This window comes from Novosphingobium sp. BL-S-21, assembly GCF_055521655.1.
Window position 1 is genome coordinate 2,233,764 of the sequence record NZ_CM145496.1, and the last position, 23,468, is coordinate 2,257,231.

24 protein-coding genes and 3 pseudogenes are annotated in these 23,468 nt (G+C 57.3%); 18 read left to right on the top strand and 9 right to left on the bottom strand.

The genetic code is table 11. The features are described from left to right. Nucleotides 1-93: 93 nt before the first annotated feature. From ACZ1J6_RS19100 to ACZ1J6_RS19120, 5 genes and pseudogenes are all read right to left on the bottom strand, one after another. Nucleotides 94-750 carry a UPF0149 family protein gene (locus ACZ1J6_RS19100; protein ID WP_465127774.1) on the bottom strand — a complete coding sequence of 219 codons (657 nt, stop codon included), beginning with the start codon at nt 748-750 and terminating at the stop codon, nt 94-96. Further along, a complete protein-coding gene (gene tnpC, locus ACZ1J6_RS19105) occupies nt 702-2,210 on the bottom strand; it encodes an IS66 family transposase (protein ID WP_465128276.1) in 1,509 nt (502 codons plus the stop codon). Before tnpC ends, ACZ1J6_RS19100 begins: the two co-directional genes overlap by 49 nt. A 92-nt stretch (nt 2,211-2,302) precedes the next feature. Then, the gene (tnpB, locus tag ACZ1J6_RS19110) at nt 2,303-2,656 is read right to left on the bottom strand and encodes an IS66 family insertion sequence element accessory protein TnpB (RefSeq protein WP_395393757.1); all 354 of its coding nucleotides are present in this window, start codon (nt 2,654-2,656) and stop codon (nt 2,303-2,305) included. Then, nucleotides 2,653-3,096: an IS66-like element accessory protein TnpA gene (tnpA, locus tag ACZ1J6_RS19115; RefSeq protein WP_465127775.1), complete on the bottom strand. Its 444-nt coding sequence runs from the start codon at nt 3,094-3,096 to the stop codon at nt 2,653-2,655. Before tnpA ends, tnpB begins: the two co-directional genes overlap by 4 nt. Before the next feature lie 99 nt (nt 3,097-3,195). After that, nucleotides 3,196-3,417, bottom strand: a pseudogene (locus ACZ1J6_RS19120) (transposase); the annotation flags it as partial. An 84-nt stretch (nt 3,418-3,501) separates the two neighbouring features. Here ACZ1J6_RS19120 and ACZ1J6_RS19125 point away from each other — a divergent pair. Further along, on the top strand, nt 3,502-4,590 hold the full coding sequence (locus tag ACZ1J6_RS19125) for an IS5 family transposase (protein ID WP_465128277.1): 1,089 nt from the start codon (nt 3,502-3,504) through the stop codon (nt 4,588-4,590). Nucleotides 4,591-4,737: 147 nt separating this feature from the next. On the opposite strand, the pseudogene ACZ1J6_RS19130 reads toward ACZ1J6_RS19125, so the two are convergent. Then, a pseudogene (locus ACZ1J6_RS19130) lies at nt 4,738-4,896 on the bottom strand (transposase); the annotation flags it as partial. Between the two features lie 86 nt (nt 4,897-4,982). Between ACZ1J6_RS19130 and ACZ1J6_RS19135 the strand changes: the two are divergent. Then, nucleotides 4,983-5,355, top strand: a pseudogene (locus ACZ1J6_RS19135) (integrase core domain-containing protein); the annotation flags it as partial. Between the two features lie 47 nt (nt 5,356-5,402). Here ACZ1J6_RS19135 and ACZ1J6_RS19140 read toward each other — a convergent pair. Further along, entirely contained in the window at nt 5,403-6,257 is an 855-nt protein-coding gene (locus ACZ1J6_RS19140) for a class I SAM-dependent methyltransferase (RefSeq protein ID WP_465127776.1), read from the bottom strand. Between the two features lie 201 nt (nt 6,258-6,458). Between ACZ1J6_RS19140 and ACZ1J6_RS19145 the strand changes: the two genes are divergently transcribed. The 16 genes from ACZ1J6_RS19145 to istB all read left to right on the top strand — a co-directional run bounded on the left by ACZ1J6_RS19145 (nt 6,459) and on the right by istB (nt 21,721). Continuing rightward, nucleotides 6,459-6,803 (top strand): hypothetical protein, encoded by a 345-nt coding sequence (locus ACZ1J6_RS19145; protein WP_465127777.1) that lies wholly within the window; start codon nt 6,459-6,461, stop codon nt 6,801-6,803. 318 nt (nt 6,804-7,121) lie between these two features. After that, the gene (locus tag ACZ1J6_RS19150) at nt 7,122-7,295 is read left to right on the top strand and encodes a hypothetical protein (RefSeq protein ID WP_465127778.1); all 174 of its coding nucleotides are present in this window, start codon (nt 7,122-7,124) and stop codon (nt 7,293-7,295) included. Continuing rightward, on the top strand, nt 7,273-8,268 hold the full coding sequence (locus ACZ1J6_RS19155) for an SPASM domain-containing protein (protein ID WP_465127779.1): 996 nt from the start codon (nt 7,273-7,275) through the stop codon (nt 8,266-8,268). Before ACZ1J6_RS19150 ends, ACZ1J6_RS19155 begins: the two co-directional genes overlap by 23 nt. Before the next feature lie 260 nt (nt 8,269-8,528). Next, nucleotides 8,529-9,767 (top strand): glycosyltransferase, encoded by a 1,239-nt coding sequence (locus ACZ1J6_RS19160; protein WP_465127780.1) that lies wholly within the window; start codon nt 8,529-8,531, stop codon nt 9,765-9,767. Nucleotide 9,768: 1 nt separating this feature from the next. Next, entirely contained in the window at nt 9,769-11,301 is a 1,533-nt protein-coding gene (locus ACZ1J6_RS19165; protein ID WP_465127781.1) for a glycosyltransferase, read from the top strand. Between the two features lie 96 nt (nt 11,302-11,397). Continuing rightward, nucleotides 11,398-12,522 carry a GDP-mannose 4,6-dehydratase gene (gmd, locus tag ACZ1J6_RS19170; RefSeq protein WP_465127782.1) on the top strand — a complete coding sequence of 375 codons (1,125 nt, stop codon included), beginning with the start codon at nt 11,398-11,400 and terminating at the stop codon, nt 12,520-12,522. A gap of 10 nt (nt 12,523-12,532) precedes the next feature. Continuing rightward, on the top strand, nt 12,533-13,489 hold the full coding sequence (gene fcl, locus ACZ1J6_RS19175) for a GDP-L-fucose synthase (protein WP_465127783.1): 957 nt from the start codon (nt 12,533-12,535) through the stop codon (nt 13,487-13,489). Between the two features lie 210 nt (nt 13,490-13,699). After that, entirely contained in the window at nt 13,700-14,743 is a 1,044-nt protein-coding gene (locus ACZ1J6_RS19180) for a polysaccharide biosynthesis/export family protein (protein WP_465127784.1), read from the top strand. Nucleotides 14,744-14,818: 75 nt separating this feature from the next. Next, nucleotides 14,819-15,898, top strand: coding sequence for a mannose-1-phosphate guanylyltransferase/mannose-6-phosphate isomerase (locus ACZ1J6_RS19185; RefSeq protein ID WP_465127785.1), 1,080 nt, complete (start codon nt 14,819-14,821; stop codon nt 15,896-15,898). Nucleotides 15,899-15,902: 4 nt separating this feature from the next. Continuing rightward, on the top strand, nt 15,903-17,378 hold the full coding sequence (locus tag ACZ1J6_RS19190) for a phosphomannomutase (RefSeq protein WP_465127786.1): 1,476 nt from the start codon (nt 15,903-15,905) through the stop codon (nt 17,376-17,378). Nucleotides 17,379-17,656: 278 nt separating this feature from the next. Further along, nucleotides 17,657-18,172, top strand: a complete 516-nt coding sequence (locus tag ACZ1J6_RS19195; protein WP_465127787.1) for a transposase — start codon at nt 17,657-17,659, stop codon at nt 18,170-18,172. 290 nt (nt 18,173-18,462) lie between these two features. Beyond that, complete coding sequence (locus ACZ1J6_RS19200) at nt 18,463-18,591, top strand: IS66 family transposase (RefSeq protein ID WP_465127788.1); 129 nt, start codon at nt 18,463-18,465, stop codon at nt 18,589-18,591. A 100-nt stretch (nt 18,592-18,691) separates the two neighbouring features. Then, on the top strand, nt 18,692-18,907 hold the full coding sequence (locus tag ACZ1J6_RS19205) for an IS66 family transposase zinc-finger binding domain-containing protein (protein ID WP_465127789.1): 216 nt from the start codon (nt 18,692-18,694) through the stop codon (nt 18,905-18,907). A gap of 122 nt (nt 18,908-19,029) precedes the next feature. After that, nucleotides 19,030-19,260 carry an IS66 family transposase gene (locus tag ACZ1J6_RS19210; protein ID WP_465127790.1) on the top strand — a complete coding sequence of 77 codons (231 nt, stop codon included), beginning with the start codon at nt 19,030-19,032 and terminating at the stop codon, nt 19,258-19,260. 183 nt (nt 19,261-19,443) lie between these two features. Next, nucleotides 19,444-20,970 carry an IS21 family transposase gene (gene istA / locus ACZ1J6_RS19215; RefSeq protein WP_465127791.1) on the top strand — a complete coding sequence of 509 codons (1,527 nt, stop codon included), beginning with the start codon at nt 19,444-19,446 and terminating at the stop codon, nt 20,968-20,970. Between the two features lie 10 nt (nt 20,971-20,980). Next, complete coding sequence (gene istB / locus ACZ1J6_RS19220; protein WP_021235376.1) at nt 20,981-21,721, top strand: IS21-like element helper ATPase IstB; 741 nt, start codon at nt 20,981-20,983, stop codon at nt 21,719-21,721. 206 nt (nt 21,722-21,927) lie between these two features. On the opposite strand, the gene ACZ1J6_RS19225 is transcribed toward istB, so the two are convergent. Then, nucleotides 21,928-22,071, bottom strand: a complete 144-nt coding sequence (locus ACZ1J6_RS19225; protein WP_465127792.1) for a hypothetical protein — start codon at nt 22,069-22,071, stop codon at nt 21,928-21,930. 566 nt (nt 22,072-22,637) lie between these two features. Further along, entirely contained in the window at nt 22,638-23,207 is a 570-nt protein-coding gene (locus ACZ1J6_RS19230) for an ADP-ribose pyrophosphatase (RefSeq protein WP_465127793.1), read from the bottom strand. Nucleotides 23,208-23,468 lie beyond the last annotated feature (261 nt).

Consider the following 23,468-nt stretch of genomic DNA (forward strand, 5'->3'; position numbering starts at 1 on the left):
ATAGGCCGCTCACCAGGGCGAACGCTTCCGCGTGCTTGAAACGTTGACAGCGGACATCAGAGCGGTGCGAGAACCCCACGTGGACGCTGCTGATTATCGGATTTCGACGTTTCGCGCGCCGCCGATGCTGACGTGAAGCATCTCGACCAGCTCTGGAACGACCTTCCAGGACTGGGTCAGGATTTCACCGGCCTGGCCCCGTAGTGCGTTCTGGCGTTTATCCTCAGGCATCATGGTCGTGCAATGGCCGAGGATGGCGGTCAGTGGGTGGCCGATTTCCGGATTGGATATGTGCGGCTTCCAGTCGTCGATGCTGAGCCGCATGCCGAGGTAGAAGCCATTGGCGAAGTCCTCCAGGAGAACTTCGCCGGCGTCCGTGCGCATGTAGATGGGGGCATAGCGCTTCGGACCACCGGACAGGGTCGCGCCAATCTGGCTATACCGCTGGAAGATCGTGTTGCGCACGGCCTCCTCGATACTGCCGTCCGGCGCCCAGGCGATGCCGTCTCCGACTATGGGACGCAGCCAGTCTTCAGGAGGAATGAACTGGGGCGATACGACGAGTGCCGCGAGATAGCCGTCGATCATCGATACTCCCGGCATCGGATGCTCGCGAGTGGCCAGCCATTCCTCAAGCTTTTCATGCGTGAGGATGCGCGCTCTTCTGGGCTTCTTTGGGCGCTTGAAGCGATTGGTGCTGCTCATGCGGCCAGTCGCATAACCGTAGGTTCGGCAGGCCGCCAGTTCCACGCCAGGAGTTGGTCCAGATCGTTGTTAAGGACCTCGCCCGATATGATCCGGGTCAGCACATCGCTCAGCCAGGTGAACGGATCGATCCCGTTCAATTTTGCTGTCTGGAGCAAGGAAGCGAGCACCGCCCATGTATGGGCCCCGCCTTCGTTGCCAGCGAATAGGCTGTTGCGGCGCCCGATTCCAATCGGGCGCATTTGCCTCTCGATCATATTGTTATCGACCTCGACGCGGCCATCTTCGAGGAACAGGGTGAGGCCGCGCCAGTGGCCCTGAGCATAGCGGATGTGCCCTGCCAGATCCGAGACCTGCGAGACGCGCGGCAAGGTATCGTCGAGCAGTGCCTTGAGCTCTTCCATGACAGGCCTGGATTTCTCCTGCCGCGTGAGCAGCCGGTGCTCGGCACTGGTGCCACGGATTTCCGCCTCGATCCGGTAGATGTGGCCCAACAGGGCGATGATCTGGGCGGTAATCGGCGATCGGGTACTCTTATGCAGGTCGACGAAGCGCCGACGCAGGTGGGCAAGGCAGAACGCGAGCCGGATGCCTCCGGATAACCCGTCCGGGCTCTCCAGGCCCTTGTAAGCAGTATAGCCATCGACCTGGAGCACGCCCTGATAGCGGCCAAGCTGCTCGGATATCGTGCGATGGCTTCGGGATCTGGCGTGGACGTAGCACACTGCCGGTGGCGCCGGCCCGTTCCAGGGACGGTCGTCCGTGCCGTGGGCCCAGAACTGATCGATGCGGACTTTGCCGTTGCCACCGCCAATCACGGGCATTCGGGTTTCGTCGACGTGGATGCGGGGGTGACTATGGATTGCCCGCAGTTGCAGATCGTAGAGACCTTCCAGCCACCAGGCCGCGCACTTCAGCCAGCGCGTTAGCGTCGACCGATCAATCTGCAGGCCATGCCCTGCCAGCATCTGGGCCTGGCGATAAACCGGAAGGTACCAGGCGAAGCGCTGTGTCACGATCCAGGCGATCAGCGAGGTTGTTGCCATTCCGCCTTCGATCATCCTGCGCGGCGCCGGCGCCTGGACGATGCCGCTCACGCAGGTCCGGCAAGCGTACTTGGGACGGACGGTGGCAATCACCCGCAGGATGGCGGGCACGATGTCGAGCGCCTCGCTTACGTCTTCGCCGATCCTGTGCATGCCGCCCTGACAGCAGGCACACTGCGTGCTTTCAGGTTCGATGACGTGAACGAGGCGGGGCAGATGTTTGGGCAGAGCGCCGATGTTGCGCCTGGCACGAGGCTTTGTCCCCTTGGGCATCGGATCGTCATTGGCCGCGGGAGCCACGTGAACGGCACTCAGGTCATCCAGATCGAGGCTGCCTTGGCCGTCCAGAACGATGCGCGCTTTCTCGGAGCGCGAGCCGAAGAGCATCGCCTTGTAGGTGTTCAGCAGCTTGGAGGCCGCCTCGAGTTCGGCCTCCAGTTCCGCCACCCGGCGGGTCATCGCATCCAGTGCGGCAGCCTGATTTTCCGGAGGGAGGGTCACTTGATTTTGTTACCACAAAATCGTGTCAAAACCCAATAAATCCGGCACTTTCAGCCCGCCATCTCGGGCTTTTTTACAGGGTTCTGCTCGAGCCGGCGCCAGTCCATTCCCGCCAGAAGCAGCGTCATCTGCGCCGAGGTCAGCTTGATCACCCCGCCTGTCACGGGGGGCCAGAAAAACTTTCCAGCCTCAAGCCACTTCGTCACCATGATGGTTCCCGATCCGTCAAAATGCAGGAGCTTCAAACGGTCCATCCGCTTCGACCGGAAGACGAAGACATCGTTGGAATAGGGATCGCGGCCCAACTCGTTGGCCACCAGAGATGCGAGCTTGTTGATACCGGCCCTAAAGTCGATCGGTCCCGCAACCAGCACGACCTTCAGATCGCTATGCCCTCCGATCATCCCTGCCGCAGCGCCTCGCACACAATTTTCAAGACACCCGCATCCACCGCGCCGCGCACCAGGACATGGGCACCTTCGAAGTCAATCTCGAGGCTTCCTTCTGGAGCTTGCACGCCGTCATCGACTTCCAGCGGCACAAACGAGATCGGCTCCATCGCTGCCCGGTCGCGCACCGTTCGCCGCCAATAATGGAGCAGTCCAGGGCTCACACCATGGTGCCGCGGCACCGCGCTGATATTGGCGCCCGGCTCAAAGCTCTCCGCCGTGATCCGCGCCTTCTCGCGTGGATCCCACCGTCGGTTGCGCTTCTGCGGGGAAAGGATTGTCGCTTCGGCTAAATCCGACTTCGCACTGTGCCGCACACCGTCCCAATGCGTATTCGCACACTGTGCGGCACTGTTTAAATCGCCGTTCAAGCCGCTGTCGCCATTATCGAACATCTTGCCATCTCCGCTGCCATTGCAAAGACAGGGTCATTGGCTCAGCAATCAGCGCCGTCTACGTGGGGCGCTCGCACCGTTAACCTTCGTCTGGCCTGCCTCGCGTATGGCGCGCAGTGAACGGTCGATCGTCGCCGGGCTCATCTGGAACAGACTGGCCTTGACCTGCGGTGCCAGATCGAGGTGGCCATGACCTTCCATCGCTTCGACAAGAATCGGAATGAGCGGCCTTAGCCGCTTGCCGCATAGGCGGTCGCTCGCCTCCCACAACACCACTAGCGCAGTGCGCACGGCCTCATCGTAGATCCTGCGCCCGGCACGCGCAGGAGTTGGACACCTCGAAAAACTTGTGGCGTCTGACGGCGTGAAGTGATTCACTACCTCTGCGCGACAGCGGAGGCGATGATGGCAGGACAGCCGGGTTTCTTCGATCTTTCGGACCGATATGAAGCGTTGAGCGCGGCGGGCGACCCGCTGGAGCGTCTGGCGGCAGTCGTGGACTTCGAGGTTTTCCGGGGCGCGCTGGTGGCGGCGCTGCGTCGCAGTCCTCGCGGCAAGGGTGGCCGTCCGCCATTCGACCCTGTGCTCATGTTCAAGATCCTGATCCTGCAGGCGCTTTATTCGCTTTCGGACGAAGGGACAGAATTTCAGATCAAGGACCGGCTCTCGTTTCAGCGCTTCCTGGGGCTGGGCCTCGACGGTACGGTGCCCGATGCAACGACAGTGTGGCTGTTCCGGGAGCGTCTGGTGAAGGCCAAGGCGATCGACAGGCTATTTGCCCGCTTCGATGCCGCGCTCACCGAGCGGGGGTACCTTGCCATGGGCGGGCAGATCATCGACGCGACCGTCGTGCCGGCCCCGAAGCAGCGGAACACCGAGGAGGAGAAGGCGGCCATCAAAGAAGGCCGGATACCCGAGCGCTGGAAGGGCAATCCCGCGAAGGTCCGGCAGAAGGATTGCGATGCCCGCTGGAGCGTCAAGTATACCAAGGCGAAGGTGAAGGAAGGCGGGGATCCCAAGGCGTTCAAACCGGTCGATCTCGCTATTCCGATGTACGGCTACAAAAACCACATAGGGATCGATCGTACCCATGGCCTGATCCGCACCTGGGATGCCAGCGCCGCCAATGCCCACGATGGCGCAAGGCTGCCGGTGTTGATCAGTCCAGACAACACGGCTTCCGGCGTCTGGGCCGATACGGCCTACCGATCCAAGAAGAACGAGGCGTTGCTGGCCAAGGGCATGTTCACCAGCCACATCCACCAGCGCAAGCCGCATCGCCGTCCGATGCCCGAGCGTATTGCACGGGCCAATGCGAAACGGTCGGTGGTTCGCTCTGCCGTCGAGCACGTCTTCGCCGGGCAAAAGCACCGCATGGGCCTCATGGTGCGCACCATTGGCATCGCTCGCGCCCGCATCAAGATCGGGATGGCGAACCTCGCCTATAACTTCCAGCGACTGGCTTGGCTCGAGGGACGAATTGCGCCCGCGTGACGCCGAAAACGGCCTGCGCAAGCGCCCCCGCTACAAAAATGAGCAGATCAGCCTCCAAAACCAAGGCCCGTACTTCGCTCGTGAGCCTTCACGACCCACCATGCCGAAATCAGAGGGTTCTTCGAGGTGTCCAGTTCGGTCCAATGCCTCCTGCCGGAGAACCCGCATCGCATGTTTGCGATGGAACCCCGTGACCGCAACGAACTCGTCGAGCACCTTGCCCTTACTCGACCGATCGCATGCCCGGTATCGCGTGCCGACCGCCTCGATCAATTCTTTCCGCGTTGCCATGCTCACCTTCCTCATCGTTCCCTCCCGACCATTGCCGGGAGCATTCTAGATGAGGCAACAGCCCATCACTCGGGAGCAAAATGGGTGAGGCAATGCGCGCACCGGGGATGATTGTCAGCGACAACGGGACCGAGCTGCCCTCGAACGCCGTCCTCGCCTGGTGCGGGGAAGTTGGGGGGTAGTAGCACTATATCGCCCCGCGCAAGCCGATGCAAAATGGCTACGTCGAGAGCTTTAACGGTCGCACGCGCGACGAGCTGCCCAATAAGACGCTGTTCCTGAGCCTGGAGCATGTTCGCGTGGTGATCTCCGCCTGGGTAGGGGACTACAACCAAGAGAGGCCGCACTCTTTCCTTGGCTATGAAACCCATGCCGCCTTGGCCGGTGAACTGCATGAGCAATGGCCTGCGCAGCGGAGCTGCGCAGGCCATTGCTCAACCCGCGCTCAGGCGCAACAAAGCTGCCCGGCTCTAGCCCGCGCTTTTGGAATTCCGGAAGTCACGTTAGAAGCCACTTGCCTGTTAGTCAGAGAACTTTCGCGCATATATCACGGCTCCTATCATGCCGCCATGATCTGTGTGTTCAAGGTGTAAACTCCGAAAGCCCGCAGCGAAAAACAACGAGACCACCAGTGACAGATCATAATCATGCATCAGCATAGATCCCGGAGGTATCTGGTGATGGCGAGGTGGCCTGGCGTAATACGAATCGTCATTACTATGAATCAAGCGCGCCCCGGCCGAGCGCGCATGAACTTGGGTTCTTGCAAAAACGATTTGAATGGTCGCACCACCTGCATTCTCAACGCTAGTAAGCAGTTGTTTTAATAACGCATAGCCTCGTTCTGGAGGAATATGCTGCAGGACAATACGGGACATGACCCAGGCAAATTTCCTATCCGGAATTTTTTCCATAAAAGCGAGGCGTGGCCCTTCGTGCACCCGTGCCTCGGCCAACATCCCCGGAGAGATATCAACCCCAACCGCATCGCCGGTGATTTCAGCGAGTGGCATAGTGAGCCGGCCAACTCCGCAGCCAAAGTCCAAAGCTGACCGAGGATTAAATTCGCCAAACAGTTTCCGCATGTGTTCGAGATCGTTTGTAACGTCATGCCAGCCACTGCCGTAAAACTTTATTCGGGCATCGTTATCGAAGTTAGATCTTTTGAATTCTTCAGAAGTTAATACGCCGAAATAGGGCTCATCTTCCCCAATTAACTTCCAATCGGCGTCGGTATCCCGATTGTTGAAAATCCTATTCCGATCAAGAAAGCTGATTAACCGCTTTAGCATGCCGCACCCTTGCTTTAAAATTTTTGTACTCTGGAGAGGGCTTCTATCTCCCTGCCCACGGTTTTGGGGAATATCACCGCTCATTATTTAGGCAACGGGGGGGAAGGCAAGCCAGCCAGCCAATCGGATTTTGTTCAAATCAAGATGCGATCGAGTCATAATCAATCTTTTGAAAATTCTACTATGATAACGGGGCGCTCAAAAATTTGCGTTTTAGAAAAATATGAATAAGTAGTTTGTTGTTTAACAAAGTGATAACTGAGCATTAGTTATCGAGGCGCTGACATGAGTATTATTTCTTCTGTAGCGATGAAATCCGAGTTTATTGGTAACGTAATTTCCGATTTTGTTGCCAAGGAGAACAAATTTAATTTATCAAATTTGGGAGGCGATCATCGATCAATTAGTGTAATACACCAAATTTCAAAAAAACACTTCATCGCCGATTTTGAAGATAATTCTTTTTGCAAATATTCTATTTTTCGTTCGGCTTTCGTTGTCCCAATGGGGCGGAGCGGAATTCTCGTGCAAATACAACTGGATGAAATGAAATTAGAGCATGCTCAACTTGAATTAATGGTCGTAAATTTAATGTCTAATCAAATCGAAGCAAAGGTGAATGTCGATTGAGTAATTCCAAATCTAAAGATTTGGATGAAATAATTATAGAGATAAATTTAAGTTCTACGGCGCCTGTTGAGATTTTGGCAAGGACGTCCTTATCTCCTTCATCCATCAGGTTGAGGCATTTGAAGGTGATTAATTTACGTGATAAAGGGCCGATATTACTTAATACGTTTCAAGATGATAGTGTCAGGTTCAATGCACGAGCGTTAAAAGCTGTGTTCGTTGGGTCGACAAATATCTGCAATGCCAACTGCCCGCACTGCCCTACATACAAAAAGATAACGTCTCATCTTGAACGTGGCTTTATGAGCATAAAGATATATGAAAATAATCAGAGGTTTGAGTGATATAGCTGCGAGTGATGGTATATTATTTGGCGTTTTTGGCGATCCTTTTGAAGATCCTCTGCTAGAAAAAAAGATAAAACTTACTAAGTATATTCGTCAAGATAACAATATCGATATCACAACAAATGGAATACTTGCAAACATTTGATAGAGTTTCTGATATAATTGAATTTGTAAGAAGAATTTCTGTACACGTAGAGGCGGCAACGTCGGAATTATACGACAAGCTTATGTCGCCGCTAAAAGCGCGCGATGTTTTCCCGCATGTAGATAATTTAATCCGGCGATTTGGGTCGAAAATCGCTGTGACAACACCCTTGCATCAAGCCAAACTTCACGAGGTTACCCGACTAAAGAAGCGATGGTCGCGTCGCGGGACGGATGTCAGGTTCCTGCCCCTACAGACAAGGTCTACGGATCGAACGCTCGCGAAGCGAGTTAATCTCGCTGCTACGGGCGGCTTTTGGGATGCGGATCTCTTAGACATCTTGGTCGTGGATTGGGATGGGGTGGTCCTCGCCAAGTGTGATGATTTTTTACGACGCCAACCGCTTGGTAACCTGAATGTAGAAAGCGTTAAGGAGATCATGGATGGACAGCCGCGACGGGCCTTATTTGAGGCATTGAGAAGCTATCAGTGGCATATGCTTCCGTCGATCAAAGATGCTATTGTCGATGATTTCGAAATCACTCGGGAATTAAGTGCTATCGTGCCGAAGCGGGAGCGATGGGAAATTCATGGTGAGCAACTCACCGGAGGGCCTGGATCGCACAAGACGGCTGAAGGCATTACTTTCGGGGCAATCTACTCGGCAGATCACGCGCTTGTTTTTGGTCCCTATTTGACGCTCCCTGCTGGTCGCTATCACGCTTCATTCATCGGAAGGTCGGATCAGGCGCCTAAAATGACGCGGTTTCTTTTTGAGATTGCGTCCGAATTGGGCACGCGTCGATATGCGGCCCAGGAGCGGTCTGGAATTGAGTTGGCAAATTTTTGCGTGTCTATGGAATTTGCGCATGACCATCCAGAGAGCGCGGTGGAATTCCGAATTTTCGGCCTGTGTGGCAATCCGTCGATGACGACGCTTCAGCGGGTCGAGGTCACCAAATTAAGCAGTTAGTCAGATCGTAATTCTGTGCCGTGAAGAGGATGGGGCGTAGGTTCTGCGATGCTCCCCTCATCTTTCCTGGCGGACACTCCGCCTCCGCTTCTTTCTTGAAAATCTAACGGTTGGTGTAAGGCTTATCCGCGTATTTTCCGCTTGCCGCGGGAGTGTGGAAACGTCTAGGAGTTTTGCGCTTGCGAAGGCTTTTCTGCATGCGAAAAATTAGATTTTATCCATGCTGGTTCGGTCAAAGTCGCAATGGGTGGTTTTAGTGTATGTCAGGTGATATTATTGGAAGTCTCAATGAAAATCTTTCCTCCACTGAGGATGGATTTTCAGAATATTCTTCGAGGTTGCTGATATGTGATCCGGTTTGTGTATTTCCTTACGGCCATAATGTGGCTGCTATGGAAAATTTCAAACAATTTGTCGGTAAATATTATGACGAAGTCTTGTGCTTCGGTTGTCGGCGGCTGCCTAACGATATTTCCGGCCGTTACGGCATCGAGCAAGCGTTTGAATATTATTACAATGACGCTATGCCTCTGCCGAAATCTGAAATGGATGCAACGATCTTGCGTACGCACGCCCAAAAGGCGGTCGCGGCAAAAGAAGACCTGACGCGGTTACTTAAGCGCTTGCAAGTCGGCTCCGCCGACACGCTGTGTTATCCTTCAATCGACTTCTACTCACTGCTTGCGCTGGCTGAGGCGATTGACGAGTTGAAAGAGGCCGGCAGTCCCAAGCTACTGATCCGATTGATCGGCGTTATGGAAACCGCTTCGACGGCGCAATACGCTAAGCCTCTCACTGTGGCACTGGCTCTCATCAATCGTCTGTGCGAGGCCGGTCTCCCTGTGAGGCTTGCTGCAGAGACTCCGCGCTATGCAGAATATCTGGCGATGCAATTGGATCGCCCGGTCTCGGTTACCGCGAACATCGAAATGCGTGAACAGTCTCCCCTTCCGGAAGGTGAGCATTTTACGGTGATTTGCCCAGGTTCTGCACGCTACGATAAAGGTTTCCTTAATCTGGCGGATCTGTTTTCCAGCGTACGCCAGCGTGATCCCGAAATGCGGATTCGCTTCCGCACCCAGGTCCTGCCGGATCGGGATCTGAAACATCAGATCGACTATCTGATCCGGCTTTATGCTGTCCCGGGAACGACAATCCTGCCTTCGCAGCTGCCTGCCGAGGAACTGGTGACTATGTACGAAAATGCCGATCTCGTTCTTCTGCCTTATGCTCATGACGTCTATCAATTCCGCGGTTCTGCGGTCCTGATCGAAGCGATGCTGAGTGGGCGTCATTGTCTGGCGCTGGAAGGTCCGGCGTTCGTCGACCAGATGCGCTATTTTGGTGCCGGAACGGTTTGCTCTAGCATCGCGGAAATGGCGGATAAGGTCATCGCTTACAGCAAGGAGTCACCGGTCAGGCGGTATGCAAGCGCGCGCCAGGCGCGGGGTCGGTTCGTTCGGGACCTTGTGACAAGCTATCGGGATTGGGTGATCTGAGATGAAGAAAGCTCTCTTCGTAGATCATCATTTTCACAAGAAGACGCGTTCGGCAGACTTTTTCGTCGATGTCCTTCGCACGGGCTTTCACGTCGATACCTACTACCTCGCGCCTGAACAGCGGCCGGATGAGGGCGTCCTGCGCGCGGCAAGGGGCGCGGATGTTGTCATCCTGTGGCAGATGGATTTTCTGGCCCCCGTCTTTCTGTCGATGGGAAAGTCGGTAATCGTCATTCCGATGTTCGATGGTTCGGGCGGCATGCCCGATATCCATTGGCTGTTCGCTCACAAGGCGCGCTTTTTCAACTTCTGTCTCGTGCTCAATGAGCGCATCCGTATGGCTGGCGGCAAGACCATGCTGTTGCGCTATTTCCCGGAAGCGGCGGACGAGGCAACACTTCCCCACTTCGACGAGCTGCATGCGTTCTTCTGGCAACGCCGGCCCGATCATGGGATCGATTTCAAGCTGGTTGATACTCTGATCGGAAACGAAGTGGACAGCATACATGTCCACAATGTCGCGGACATTCCGGGAAACTTTTCGCCTAAGCCGCGCCGCGATGCGCCGTACAAATATACCCAGAGCACTTGGTTTAGGGACAAGGCAGAATATGCCAAGTGTCTGGGCCGGGCCAATGTCTTCGTTGCTCCTCGTGTCGCCGAGGGCATCGGCATGGCCCTGCTCGAAGCGATGGCTGAAGGGAAGCTGGTGCTCGCCCACGGAGCACCGACCAACAGCGAGTACGTCAGCAACTGGTCGAACGGCATCCTGTTTGACAAGAATCACGCGCGACCGATCTCGATTCGCAGTCATGCTGCGCAGATGGCAAAGCTGGGCTGGCGTTCCGTTGTGGAAGGGCGCAAGCAGTGGCTGGCTTCGCAGCCTGCCATTCTTGACTGGATTGATGGCGTGCAGCCAAGCCCTGCCATCGAGATGGATCACGGAGCCTTCTTCAAGGAGTTGTGGCACAGCTACTATGCCTCGCTTGATGCCTACATCTCGTTTCTGACGCGCAATCTCAGCTTGCTTGCGCAGCTGACAGACTTGCCGTTCGAAAAGCTGCTGGACGTAATCGGCGAGGCACGGCCTGAGGAGATCGTGAGTTTGCCGCCTGCCCGGGACTGTGAGCTTGAAAGCGAGGGCCTGCTGGATCTTACGCGAGAAGATGATCGGTTCATTGGAGGCAGGGGCTGGAGCAGTACCGAAAAGGAGTGGCGTTGGGCGCTGGGCTATCGTTCAGAACTGCATTTTTCTGGCCTTGATGTGGCGCAGGGGAGGGTTAAGGCCCGCTTTGCTGCTTCGGCTCTATCGCAGTTAGGCAAATGGGTGCAGTGCACTATCCTGCTCAACGAACAGGTGGTTTTCGAAGGACGGGTGACATCTGGCTGGTCCGATTACCATTTTGACTTTGATGCGGATTTGCTGCGCGATGAAAACGATCTCATCCTATGTTTTGACAAGGCGACGACGCTGCCGACCGATACTCGCTTGCTGTCCGTATGCTTTAAGCGGTTCGAATTTTCCGCCGGATAGCAAATTATCGGCTCGACCGGGCGGTTCGGATTGTGCAGTGGCACCATCACGGACTTGTCCGCAAGTTGCTCTCTTCAGATAGTGGACTAGTGTATTATGGTAAAGAAAAAGGCTCTCATTACCGGGGCCACGGGGCAGGACGGTTCCTACCTGGCGGAATTTCTTCTTCAGAAGGGCTATGAGGTCCATGGTATCAAACGCCGGGCCTCGTCTTTTAATACGCAGCGTATCGACCATATCTATGCCGATCCTCATGTGGAATCGGCGCGTTTTCGTCTGCACTACGGCGACCTGAGCGACACATCCAATCTCACCCGCTTGATCGCTGAGATCGAGCCGGACGAGGTTTACAACCTCGGCGCGCAGAGCCATGTTGCCGTCAGCTTTGAGGCACCGGAGTATACTGCGGATGTCGATGCCGTCGGCACTCTACGATTGCTGGAGGCCATCCGCTTCCTCGGCCTGGAGAAGAAGACGCGCTTCTATCAGGCTTCGACTTCGGAGCTCTACGGTTTGGTCCAAGAGATCCCGCAGCGCGAAACGACGCCTTTTTATCCGCGGTCGCCTTATGCGGTCGCGAAGCTCTATGCCTATTGGATCACGGTCAACTACCGTGAGGCCTACGGCATGTATGCCTGCAATGGTGTGTTGTTCAATCATGAGAGCCCCCGCCGCGGCGAGACTTTCGTGACGCGCAAGATCACTCGTGGGCTGGCCAATATTAGCCAAGGCCTGGAGCAGTGCCTCTACATGGGCAACATCGACGCGTTGCGAGACTGGGGACACGCCAAGGACTATGTACGCATGCAGTGGATGATGCTGCAGCAGGATGTGGCAGAGGATTTCGTGATTGCTACAGGCGTGCAGTATTCTGTCCGTGAGTTTATCCAATGGTCTGCAGCCGAACTGGGCGTGACTCTGTCCTTCGAGAACAGTGGACTCGACGAAGTGGGTGTGGTGGCTGCCATTGAGGGGGACAAGGCCTCTGCGCTGGCCGTGGGAGACGTTATCGTACGTATCGATCCACGTTACTTCCGCCCCGCCGAAGTCGAGACCCTGCTGGGCGATCCGACGAAGGCCAAGGACAGGTTGGGATGGGTTCCGGAAATCACCGCGCAAGAGATGTGTGCGGAAATGGTGGCCGAGGATCTCAAGACGGCTAGGCGGCATGCCCTGCTCAAGCAGCACGGTCTGGAAATTCCAGTCGCTTCGGAAGGGTGAGTATAAGGCCATGAAGGTATTCGTTGCCGGGCACCGGGGCATGGTGGGAGGCGCCATTTCGCGCCAGCTCGCCGCTCGCGGAGATGACGTTATCACTCGTTCGCGTTCGGAGCTCGATCTGCTCGATCAGCGTGCTGTTCGCACCTTCATGGCTTCCGAACGTCCAGATGCGGTGATCTTGGCTGCCGCTAAGGTGGGCGGCATTCTCGCAAACAATACCTACCCCGCTCAGTTCATCTTCGAAAACCTGATGATGGAATGCAATGTGGTGCACGAAGCCTATGCGGCTGGAGTGGAACGCTTGCTTTTCCTCGGTTCCTCGTGCATTTACCCGCGTGATGCCGCGCAGCCGATGCGCGAAGATGCATTGCTGACCGGGACGCTGGAGGCTACCAACGAACCCTACGCGATTGCCAAGATTGCGGGCATAAAACTTTGCGAGAGCTATAACCGGCAGTACGGCACCGACTATCGCAGCGTGATGCCGACCAACCTCTACGGTCCCGGTGACAACTTCCACCCGGAAAACTCCCATGTGCTACCGGCATTGTTGCGCCGTTTCCATGAGGCGGCTCACGACGGGCGCGACGAGGTGGTCATCTGGGGGACGGGGACTCCGCGACGCGAATTCCTGCATGTGCAGGACATGGCAGCCGGCTCCCTATTCGTGTTGGACCTCGACAAGGAAACCTATCTCGCAAACACGGAGCCAATGCTCAGTCATATCAACGTCGGCTTCGGGCATGACGTTACAATTGGCGAACTGGCGAGCTTGATTGCTGAAGTCACCGGCTTCCAGGGCCGCATCGGCTTTGATGCCACCAAGCCCGATGGGACGATGCGCAAGCTGATGGACGTCAGCCGACTCGCGGCCATGGGATGGAGGGCAAGAATATCGCTTGAGGAAGGCGTGAGGCAGACCTACCGCTGGTTTTTGGAGCATCACGCTGATTTGCGTGAAGCCTGAAGCAAACCACTGGTCGTGGTTTGCCGATCGGCTTATAGGCCGCGGATCAGACGCGAGAGGCTTGACTTGAACTGCATTGGAAATCGTCGCTGGATCAAAACGGCAGCATTGCTGACCGTACCGTTCCTCCTTGCCTCCTGTACGTCATTGGGAAGTTCCGGCCCTTCAGCGAGGTCGGTAAAGAGTGTCGAAAGCGATGCTGCCGGTATCATGCTGGTAGATCTTAATGATCAGGTGGCCCGGCAGGTTTTCCAAAATCGTCGCCCGAAGACTTTCAACGAGGTCTTCGGAGATACGGCGACTGGGCAACAGATCGTTGGTCCCGGCGACGTTCTCGATATAGCGATATGGGAAGCTCCACCCGCTGCACTTTTTGGTACGTTATCAGTAGATAGCCGTTTGGCAGAGAACGTTACAACGGCCCCTGCTATGGCGCGTTCGGCTGACATTCCGGAACAGATGGTCGATAGCTCCGGCCAGGTCATGGTGCCTTTCGTAGGAGTCGTCACCGCGGTTGGTCGTACTCCGCGCGACATTGCGCGGGAAATCACTCTGCGCCTCAGAGGTAAGGCGCATGACCCTCAGGTCATTGTGCGGATTGCCAATAACCAAGCTGCAAACGTGACGGTGGTGGGCGAGGTGGACAAAAGCGGCTTGATGCCGCTCACGACGAAGGGCGAACGCCTGCTCGATGCTATCGCAAGCGTGGGCGGAGTGAAGCAACCGGTAAACAAGATGACAATCCAGGTTTCGCGAGGCGGCGTCGTCGCCTCCGAACCTTTGGCTGAAGTGATCAGCAAGCCTCAGGAAAACATCCTCTTACGGCCGAACGATGTCATCACTGCCTTGTATCAGCCCTATAGCTTTCAGGCGCTGGGCGCTTTCAATATCAACGCGGAAATCAACTTCGAAGCCACTGGCCTTACCCTTACCCAAGCTTTAGGCCGGATCGGCGGCCTCCAAGACAACCGTGCCGATGTTAAAGGCGTTTTCATTTTCAGGCTCGAAGACCCTGCGGTTCTCGGTGACTTGGTGACGCCGGCAACCAGAACGACGCCCGACGGCAAGGTCCCGGTGATTTATCGTGTGGACATGTCCAATCCGGCGACCTTCTTCGTCGCGCAGGGATTCCACATCCAGAACCAAGACGTACTCTATGTCTCCAATGCACCGCTTATTGACATCCAGAAATTCGTCACGGTCATTTCGTCAACGGCTTTCTCCATCGTCAGTATTGGGAACGCTGTTAAATAGGCTTGACGCTTGTTTTAGAGAGAATTTCTCCAAGTTTCGGTTCATAGCCGCGACCCTCTCGGCATTGTGAGTTATATGACTAGCACCTCGAAGATCGTTCCTGTTGTCTTGTCCGGCGGGTCGGGAACTCGCCTCTGGCCCGTATCGCGGCCAGAACGCCCGAAGCAATTGCTTGCGTTGACCGCAGAGCAGAGCATGCTCCAGCTCACTATCCTGCGGACCCAAGGTTGTACGGCGGGACAGGTCGGTCGCCCAATCCTCGTTGCCAATGCGGCGCATGCCACGATCATTGACGAGCAACTCGAGCATGCCGGCATTCAGGATTATTTGGTCCTGCTGGAGCCATTTGGCCGTAACACAGCTCCCGCGATCGCGCTCGCTGCGCTTGAGGCCGGGCCGGAGGATGCTCTGCTGGTCATGCCGAGCGATCACACGATTGCTGATCTGCCTGCTTTCCATGAGGCCATCTCCCGCGCGTTGACGCTCGTTGAGCGAGGTTGGCTCGTCACTTTTGGCATCACGCCAGATTCCCCAGAAACCGGGTACGGCTACATCAAGATGGGCGCCACTTGCGCCGAGATGGTGCACGAAGTTGACCGGTTTGTCGAAAAACCGGATGCTGAACGGGCGGCAGAAATGCTGGCTCAGGGCGGTCACGCCTGGAACGCAGGCATTTTCTTGTTCCGCGCCGAGGCCTATCTGGCCGCTCTCGCTCGCCATCAGCCCGAGATGCTGGCGGCGGTTCAAGCCTCACTTGCAGGCGCCCAGCGCAGTGGCAGGCATATTTCCCCCGATCCGAAGACATTTCATGACTGTCCGTCGGACTCGGTCGATTACGCCATCATGGAGCGTGAGGCAAAGGTTGCTTGCGTGCCGGTCAACATGGGCTGGTCTGATGTTGGCAGTTGGGACTCTCTGCATGCCATCAGTGAAAAGGATGCTGACGGCAATGCGGTGCGCGGCCAGGCGTTGCCGCTGGGGGCAACTAACTGCCTAGTCCACACCGATGGACCCCGTGTCACGCTGGTCGACGTCGACGATCTGATTGTTGTTGTTTCGGGAGGCGAGGTGATGATCCTGCGCCGTGGCGAATCCCAAAAGGTGCGCAAGGTAACTGAAGCGCTAAAAAATGCAGCAATGCAGGCCGCGGAGTGAGATCATGATACGCACCGTCTCCATCGCCGATTTGATGGAAAGCTCAGGCGTCGCATTTGGAACAAGCGGCGCGCGCGGCTTGGTGAGTGCGATGACCGACGCTGTGTGCTTCGCTTATACCTGCGCCTTCCTGAAACACCTCGAGAGCATTGGACAGTTCGCGCCTGGCAAGGCGGTGGCGATCGCGGGAGACCTGCGACCTTCCACACCGAGCATTCTGGCGGCGTGTGCCGCAGCGATCCGGCACAACGAGGGAAAGGTTGCGTTTTGTGGCTTTGTGCCGTCACCGGCGGTTGCCGCCTATGGTTTTTCGGAGGGGATACCTTCGCTGATGGTCACTGGCAGCCATATTCCAGATGACCGCAATGGCATCAAGTTCAATCGGGTCGATGGCGAGATACTCAAGCCTGATGAACTCGCGATGCGCGCGCAGAGCGTGGTGCTTCCAGATATCTTCGACGAAGCGGACATGTTCCAAGTTTCATCGGATTGCGGAGACTTGATTGACGTCGAAACCGGCTATGTTGCTCGTTATGTCAACTTCTTCGGGCCAAACGCTCTGGAAGGCCAAAAGCTAGGCATATACGAGCATTCTGCGGTTGGTCGCGATCTACTGGTACAGATTGTTTGCCAGTTGGGTGGTGAGGTGGTTCGCCTTGGCCGTTCGGAGACGTTCATTCCCGTCGACACCGAGGCAATCCGTCCCGAGGATCAACTTCTGGCCTCCCAGTGGGTTTCTGAGTTTGGCCTTGATGCGATCCTTTCCACCGATGGTGATGCCGATCGACCCTTGCTGGCGGACGAGACCGGCGCGTGGATGCGCGGTGATGTAATGGGTATCTTGTGCGCCCAAGCCTTGGGCATTGATGCGGTAGCGACACCGGTGAGTTGCAATACCGCGCTTGAGCTATCAAATGCGTTCCGTGAAACGCGCCGAACCCGCATTGGCTCGCCGTTTGTGATTGAGGCGATGAATGACCTGAACGATGAATCGATCTCGGTCTGCGGTTACGAAGCGAACGGCGGTTTCCTGCTTGCTACGCCTGTCACGGCCAATGGGCGGAAGCTGCCTGCGCTCCCTACACGGGATGCCGTGCTGCCCATGCTTGCGATTTTGACCGACGCGCAACGGAAGAATGTAACCCTCTCTGGGCTGCAGGCCGCGCTGCCGCCGCGCTACACGTTTAGTGATCGCCTGAAAGATTTTCCGACCGCTGAAAGTCAGGCACTGCTCGCGCGGTTTCAGGAGGGCAACGAGGCTGAGGTGCTGGCGCGAGCGACTCAGATGTTCGGAGGACTGGCCGGTCCGGCATCCGCATTTGATAAGACCGATGGTTTGCGTATCACGTTTGAAGGCGGGGATATCATTCACCTGCGCCCAAGCGGCAACGCACCTGAATTACGCTGCTATACCGAAAGTGCTACGCTGGACCGGGCCGCCACGCTCAACAAGCGCGTACTGGAGACCGTCAATCGCTAGAGGGTTTCTCATCAGGTGAAGTCGCCTGATGAATCGGAAAATGTAACAAATTGAAGACTAGAGAGGCCGAGCCAAATGTAGTCGGATCGGAACCGCTCTCGGTAGATCGGCGTGGCATTTCGCGGCGGTCCAATGAAAACCATTTGGGTGGGCGCTGGAGAGCGATCTCCAAGAATCCGACGGCAGGGCGTTGCATTCGCAGCCGCCCTACCGTCAGGAGAGTGACAATCATCCGGTGAAGCGGCGGCATAGTTCTGATCCAGAGTAAGCGGTGTCCTGTGCGTACGTATCCGCAGAGCGGCGCCTTGCCGGCAGGATATCGGATCGGTCCTGAGGTCGCAGTTATTTGCGAATTCAGGAGCGGTGTTTGCGGCCGGAACACGGTCCTCGGCGGGCCTGAACGCCGCCGTAGCTGGAATGCTGAGAAACGGTGGCGTATTTTGGAAGAGACGTTTGCGCCGGGCGCGTGTGTCGCGCAGGTTGCTCGGCGGCATGACGTTTCCGCTGCGTTAGTCTATACCTGGCGGCGCAAGCTGAGCGCGGCGCTCGTCGCGGGAAGGCCATGGCCTCATCGAAGCTGCCGTGCTGGAAGACAAGAGCTCCGTGCCCACGCCCGTGGCGGCGATCTGTACGTCTTCAGGAGAAGAAGCGGTTCGCTGTGCAAGATCTCGTGGCATGACGGACTTAAGATGTCGTTATATGCAAAACGCTTGGAAAGAGTGTGTTTTTGTCTGGCCATCAACAAAGGACGGGACGACCGCAATCTCGGCTTTCGCTATGGCGTGCCTGCTTGAAGGCGTGGATTGGCGCAACCCGCAGGAGACCTGGCGCCCGACGGAGGTCGGGTGATGCCGGCCCCGTCAAAACGGCAGTAGGACCGACACAAAATTTTATAGATGGTGGGTTCTTGAGGACTTGCTGGTTGTGATCCGCGCATGGTCTCCAGCAACGCAGCCGATGAGGTTGTGCAGCTTCGCGCCGAACTTGCCATGGTGCGTGAATAGGTACTGGTGACAGAGGCCGAGGTCGCCAAAGTCTGGGCGATCAATTCCGACCTGCTGGCCGCAACGCCCATCTCGAACTGATGAACGAATGGATGCGCCGCGACAAATATGGTGCGCGCTCCGAGCGCAGCCGGCGCCTGCTGGATCAGCTCGAACTGGCCTTCGAGGAACTGGAGGCCAATGCCAGCGAGGCCGAGCTGCCCAGCTAGATCGCAGCTGCCAAGACCACCACGGTCCAGGCGCTCATCCGCAAGCAATCCATCCGCCGCGACTTTCCCGCGCGAGCAGGTCGTCATCCCCGCGCCGGAATTGTGTCCGTGCTGCGGCTCGGACGATCTGAGCCATCTGCCTGCGGCGGTCACCGGAACGCTCAAGCGCGTTCCGGCCCGGTACAAGGTGGTCCAGACCGTGCGCGAGAAGGGCTCCTGCCGCCAGTACGAGAAGATCAGCCAGCCATCCGCGCCCTTCCACGTAACCCCGAGCGGAATGTTCGAGCCGCACTTCCTGACCAACCTTGCCTTCTAGAAGCACGGCCTGCATCAGCTCCCCAACAGCCAGCGGGACAGGCTAGAGGCCGAAGGCATCCCCTTGAGCCTTTTGATCCTTGGCGATCAGATCGGCGCAATCTGCGTAGCGGTAAACCCCTTATGCGTGCTGCTGGAAGCTCATGGGTTGCCGCAGATCACCTGCATGCCGACGACACCACCGCCCCGCTTCTGGCGAAGCTCGAGACCAGAGTGGCGCGAATATGGGTTTATGTGCGTGACGATCGCCCGTTCGGCGGCACGGCTCCGCCGGCGGCGCTATACGACTACTCAAGCGATCGCAGAGGTGAGCATGCTCGCCCTCACCTTACAGGCTATGCCGGGATCCCCTAGGTGCGGATTCCGGGGTCATCCCGGCCACCATTCCGATTTGATCCCGGCCGGGATTCCGAGATGATGCCGGCCACCATTCCGAGCAATTCCCGGCCACCCGGGAGGGAGTGAGAAGCCCGATCGTTGGGTCCATCTTATCGGCGCAGCAGCCGGAGGATGGAGATGCCGACGAGGAGGCCGAAGATGCGCCATGTGCGCGAAGTAATGAGAATGCATCGGGAGGCTTGTGTCCCGATGCGCGAGATCGCCCGACTGACTGGCCTTGCTCGATCAACAGTGCGCGACATGATCGTGCGCTTCGATCGCTCGGGATTGGCGTGGCCGGTTCCGTCGGAGATCGGCGACATAGATCTGGAGGGACGCTTGTATGGCGCCTCCGGCGTAAAGCCGGGACGACGCAAGCTTCCGGAGCCGGACTGGCCGGTGGTAGCGCGCGAACTGAAGCGCAAACACGTGACGCTGCAGGTGCTCTGGGAGGAGTATCGGGCCGAGCATCCGGACGGGTATCGCTACTCGAGATTCTGCGATCTGTTCCGCCGCTGGGAAGGCCGCTTGCCGCTGGTCATGCGCCAGAGCCATGCCGGGGGCGAGAAGCTGTTCCTTGATTACGCTGGCGATACGGTGCCGGTCGTGGTGGACCGGCGGACCGGGGAAGTCCGCGGTGCCCACATCTTCGTCGCCGTGATGGGCGGATCGAGCCTGTCGTTTGCGCTGGCGACGTGGACCGAGCAGTTTCCTGACTGGATCGCGGGTAACAATGCTGCCTTCGCCTTCTTCCGCGGCGTGCCCCAGTTGCTGGTGCCCGACAATGCCAAGGTGGCGGTGATCAAGGCCTGTCACTTCGATCCTCAGGTGAACCGCAGTTACACGGACATGGCCCGGCATTACGGCACGGCGATCCTGCCGACCCGGCCGCGCAGGCCGCGGGACAAGGCCAAGGTCGAGGCCTGCGTCGGTATCGTCGAGCGCTGGCTATTAGGCCGCTTACGTAACCGGATCTTCTACAGCCTCGCCGAGGTGAACGCAGCGATCGCCGAATGCCTTGCCGATCTCAATGATCGGCGGGTGCTGCGCCAGTTCGGCAAGACACGCCGCCAGCTGTTCAACGAAGTCGATGTTCCAAACCTCAAGCCGCTGCCGGCAGAGCCGTGGGTTCATGCCGAATGGCGCCGCTGCCGCGTCGGGCTCGATTATCATATCGCGATCGATCGGCATCATTACTCCGTCCCGCATCGCTTCGCCCGCCGCGAGGTCGAAGCTCGGTTCACTGCCAGCACGGTAGAGATCTTCCTGGGAGGCGAGCGCATCGCCGTGCACATGCGCGGCAGCGGGAATGGCCGGCACACTACGGTCCCCGAGCACATGCCCTCCAGCCATCGGCGCTACGGCGAATGGACGCCGGCAAAGATCCGCGAAGAGGCAAGCCGGATCGGGCCGATGTTGTCCCTATTGGTGGAGAAGGTCATCGAGGCGAAGCCCCATCCCGAACAGGGCTACCGGTCATGCTTGGGCATCATCGGGCTCGAGAAACGCTTCGGTGCCCAGCGGCTCGAAGCCGCGGCGCTGCGCGCGCTGGAAATCCAGGCGCGCAATTATCCGTCGGTCAAATCGATCCTCGAGAAGGGGCTCGATCAGGTGCCTGTTCCCCAATCCCCCGAGCAAGAGCCGATCATCCACTCCAACATCCGCGGCTCGAGCTACTACAACTGAAGGAGCAAGAATGCTGAAGCATCCCACTCTGGACCTTCTGGGCCAGCTTGGCCTGGCCGGCATGGCCAAGGCCTTCGCCGAGATGGAAGGCAACGACGATGCAGATGGCCTCAGCCATGCCGAATGGCTGGCGCTGCTGCTCGACCACGAGGCCACCTACCGAAATGACAGACGCCTCGCTTTGCGCCTGCGTCACGCCAAACTGCGGCACCGCGCCGTGCCTGAGGATGTTGATTATCGAACACGCCGCAGCCTTGATCGCCGGCTCTTCGAAACGCTGCTCGCCGGTGACTGGATATCCAGGCACGAGAACTTGGCCATCATCGGCCCGACCGGCATCGGCAAAAGTTGGTTGGCCTGTGCGATCGGCCACAAGGCCTGCCGTGATAATCGTTCGGTTCTCTACACGAGGTTGCCGCGGCTGATCGACGAGCTCACGCTGGCCAAAGGTGACGGCCGTATCGCCGCCCGCCTGAAAAGCCTCGCCCGGGTGGAGCTACTGATCCTGGACGATTGGGGCCTTCAGCCGCTCGACGGCAACGCCCGCCATCATCTCCTGGAAATCCTCGAAGACCGCTACGGTCAGCGCTCCACCCTCGTCACCAGCCAACTTCCCGTGGCCCGCTGGCATCAGACCATAAACGATCCGACATACGCCGACGCCATCCTGGACCGCCTCGTTCACAATGCACACCGCCTCGAACTCGAGGGTGAATCCATGCGCCGGCCTGCGACCCAAACCGCCGCTTGACCACCGTCAATCCCTAATGCCATCAAGCGAAACGATCTGGCTTCTACCCGGCCGGGATCAAATCGGAATGATGGCCGGGATCAGATTGGAACAGGCGACCGGGATCATCGGAATCCGCACCCCTAGGTCGACCGGTATGCTGGCTTCAATGCTCTGTTCGAGTAGGGCCAAGCGGACAACCCCATGACCCGCCCCAACTGCTGGGTTCACGCGCCCGGAAGTTCGCCAAGCTCGTCGATATCAGGCAGCAACTCAAACGCCGTCAAAAGGGCGCTACGCCGCTGATCTCGCTGCTGGCGAGTAAAGCGCGCGAAATCATCGAACCGGCTCTTTGCCATCGAGCGCGGCATCAACGGCAAGCCTGCCGCGGCGTTACGACATTTCTCAAAAATGGCGGTACCTTGGAGACCGCTGCTGCCACGGCAAACCACAGCTCAACAAGGGCACCCAGCTTTACGATCGTCGACGGGATGAAACCACATTAACGGAAGTAAGCGCAGGCCTTTGTGAAAGACGGTACAAGCAAATCGTAACTGTCGGGGTATAACCCATACCTTACAATGCTTACCGACGATTAAATTCATTAAATCTATATTATAACTTTATCCCGGGTCGTCTTGAGTAGATGGCGAAAATCCAATATGTAGACTGCATGAACCAGAAAAATATCGCTCTCCTCAGATGAGCTACCTGAAAGCAGCCGATACGAGTTCTCTACGGCGCGATCATTGGTGCTTTTTATGGCTCAGAAAGCGGCGATGGCGTCGATACCGACGGCGCGTTCTATGTCATAATTACAGCACCATCGAATGGCGTAGGGGATTTCCGCCGGCCCCGGTGCCTGAACTGCCCACGCGTTCCTGCGGCGTCCCACGGGCTGTGTCTAACCATCTTTGAGCACACTCTCTGCCCCACGTCAGTTCCATAGGTCCGGATGACGCAGGAGAAGCGCTTGAGCGAGGATGAGCGTCTTCGCGTCGGTCAACTCACCGGAAAGCACCATCTGACGAAGCGAATCGAGACTTATCTCATGAACGGAGATCGCTTCGTTTTCGTCATGGGCGCCACCGCCTTCGGCTACCCGATCGTCGGCACGATAGGTTGATAGGTAGAGCTGGACCCGTTCGGTCGAGAGCGGGCTCAGCGACCACATGTTTGTGATCGGTTCCAAAAATTTTGAAAGGCGCAAACCGCCTTCCTCCAGAGCCTCTTCCACAATGCGGTCTTCAGGGCTAGCACCATCTAAACGTCCAGCGATGGCTTCATAGAGAGACGCTTCACCAGCTGCCAGCACGGGTGCCCGCGGTTGCTTGATTAGCATGCAGACTCGCCGATCTGGATCGTACGGCAATACTGCTACAGCTGAGCCGCTATCTAGGAGGTGGCGCGGCGTAAGCACGCCGTCAGGAAGCTGGATGACAATCTGGTAGAGCTTGTACCAATCGTCGTAGACGAGCTTTCGCTTTGTGATGCGGGCAGAGTCCATGGAGTTCTCCATACCGACGCAACAGCTTGTGACAAGCTGCCGCCCACCCGCCAAACTTGCGTCGCAACGCGTGGAGCTATGCGCGAGCATACCCGGAGCAGTTTCCACACGGAGTGGTCATCTGCCTTTTCAACCCGGTGCCTATCCTCCCGATGGAGATTGAACGGCAAAATGTGAATGATCTAGGCGAACAGTCTGACGGCAAGGGCAAACGAAGCGTCGACTGCGTCGACTTCTCGGTAAGAGAAAATGCTCCAATAT

Excerpts from the sequence above, each read along its gene's own strand:
- tnpC (WP_465128276.1), bottom strand. The coding sequence starts at position 2,210 with ATGACCCGCCGGGTGGCGGAACTGGAGGCCGAACTCGAGGCGGCCTCC.
- tnpB (WP_395393757.1), bottom strand. The coding sequence starts at position 2,656 with ATGATCGGAGGGCATAGCGATCTGAAGGTCGTGCTGGTTGCGGGACCG.
- tnpA (WP_465127775.1), bottom strand. The coding sequence starts at position 3,096 with ATGTTCGATAATGGCGACAGCGGCTTGAACGGCGATTTAAACAGTGCC.
- ACZ1J6_RS19125 (WP_465128277.1), top strand. The coding sequence starts at position 3,502 with ATGGCAGGACAGCCGGGTTTCTTCGATCTTTCGGACCGATATGAAGCG.
- ACZ1J6_RS19140 (WP_465127776.1), bottom strand. The coding sequence starts at position 6,257 with ATGAGCGGTGATATTCCCCAAAACCGTGGGCAGGGAGATAGAAGCCCT.
- ACZ1J6_RS19145 (WP_465127777.1), top strand. The coding sequence starts at position 6,459 with ATGAGTATTATTTCTTCTGTAGCGATGAAATCCGAGTTTATTGGTAAC.
- ACZ1J6_RS19150 (WP_465127778.1), top strand. The coding sequence starts at position 7,122 with ATGAAAATAATCAGAGGTTTGAGTGATATAGCTGCGAGTGATGGTATA.
- ACZ1J6_RS19155 (WP_465127779.1), top strand. The coding sequence starts at position 7,273 with ATGGAATACTTGCAAACATTTGATAGAGTTTCTGATATAATTGAATTT.
- ACZ1J6_RS19160 (WP_465127780.1), top strand. The coding sequence starts at position 8,529 with ATGTCAGGTGATATTATTGGAAGTCTCAATGAAAATCTTTCCTCCACT.
- ACZ1J6_RS19165 (WP_465127781.1), top strand. The coding sequence starts at position 9,769 with ATGAAGAAAGCTCTCTTCGTAGATCATCATTTTCACAAGAAGACGCGT.
- gmd (WP_465127782.1), top strand. The coding sequence starts at position 11,398 with ATGGTAAAGAAAAAGGCTCTCATTACCGGGGCCACGGGGCAGGACGGT.
- fcl (WP_465127783.1), top strand. The coding sequence starts at position 12,533 with ATGAAGGTATTCGTTGCCGGGCACCGGGGCATGGTGGGAGGCGCCATT.
- ACZ1J6_RS19180 (WP_465127784.1), top strand. The coding sequence starts at position 13,700 with ATGCTGGTAGATCTTAATGATCAGGTGGCCCGGCAGGTTTTCCAAAAT.
- ACZ1J6_RS19185 (WP_465127785.1), top strand. The coding sequence starts at position 14,819 with ATGACTAGCACCTCGAAGATCGTTCCTGTTGTCTTGTCCGGCGGGTCG.
- ACZ1J6_RS19190 (WP_465127786.1), top strand. The coding sequence starts at position 15,903 with ATGATACGCACCGTCTCCATCGCCGATTTGATGGAAAGCTCAGGCGTC.
- ACZ1J6_RS19200 (WP_465127788.1), top strand. The coding sequence starts at position 18,463 with ATGAACGAATGGATGCGCCGCGACAAATATGGTGCGCGCTCCGAGCGC.
- ACZ1J6_RS19210 (WP_465127790.1), top strand. The coding sequence starts at position 19,030 with ATGCGTGCTGCTGGAAGCTCATGGGTTGCCGCAGATCACCTGCATGCC.
- istA (WP_465127791.1), top strand. The coding sequence starts at position 19,444 with ATGCGCCATGTGCGCGAAGTAATGAGAATGCATCGGGAGGCTTGTGTC.
- istB (WP_021235376.1), top strand. The coding sequence starts at position 20,981 with ATGCTGAAGCATCCCACTCTGGACCTTCTGGGCCAGCTTGGCCTGGCC.
- ACZ1J6_RS19225 (WP_465127792.1), bottom strand. The coding sequence starts at position 22,071 with ATGCCGCGCTCGATGGCAAAGAGCCGGTTCGATGATTTCGCGCGCTTT.
- ACZ1J6_RS19230 (WP_465127793.1), bottom strand. The coding sequence starts at position 23,207 with ATGGACTCTGCCCGCATCACAAAGCGAAAGCTCGTCTACGACGATTGG.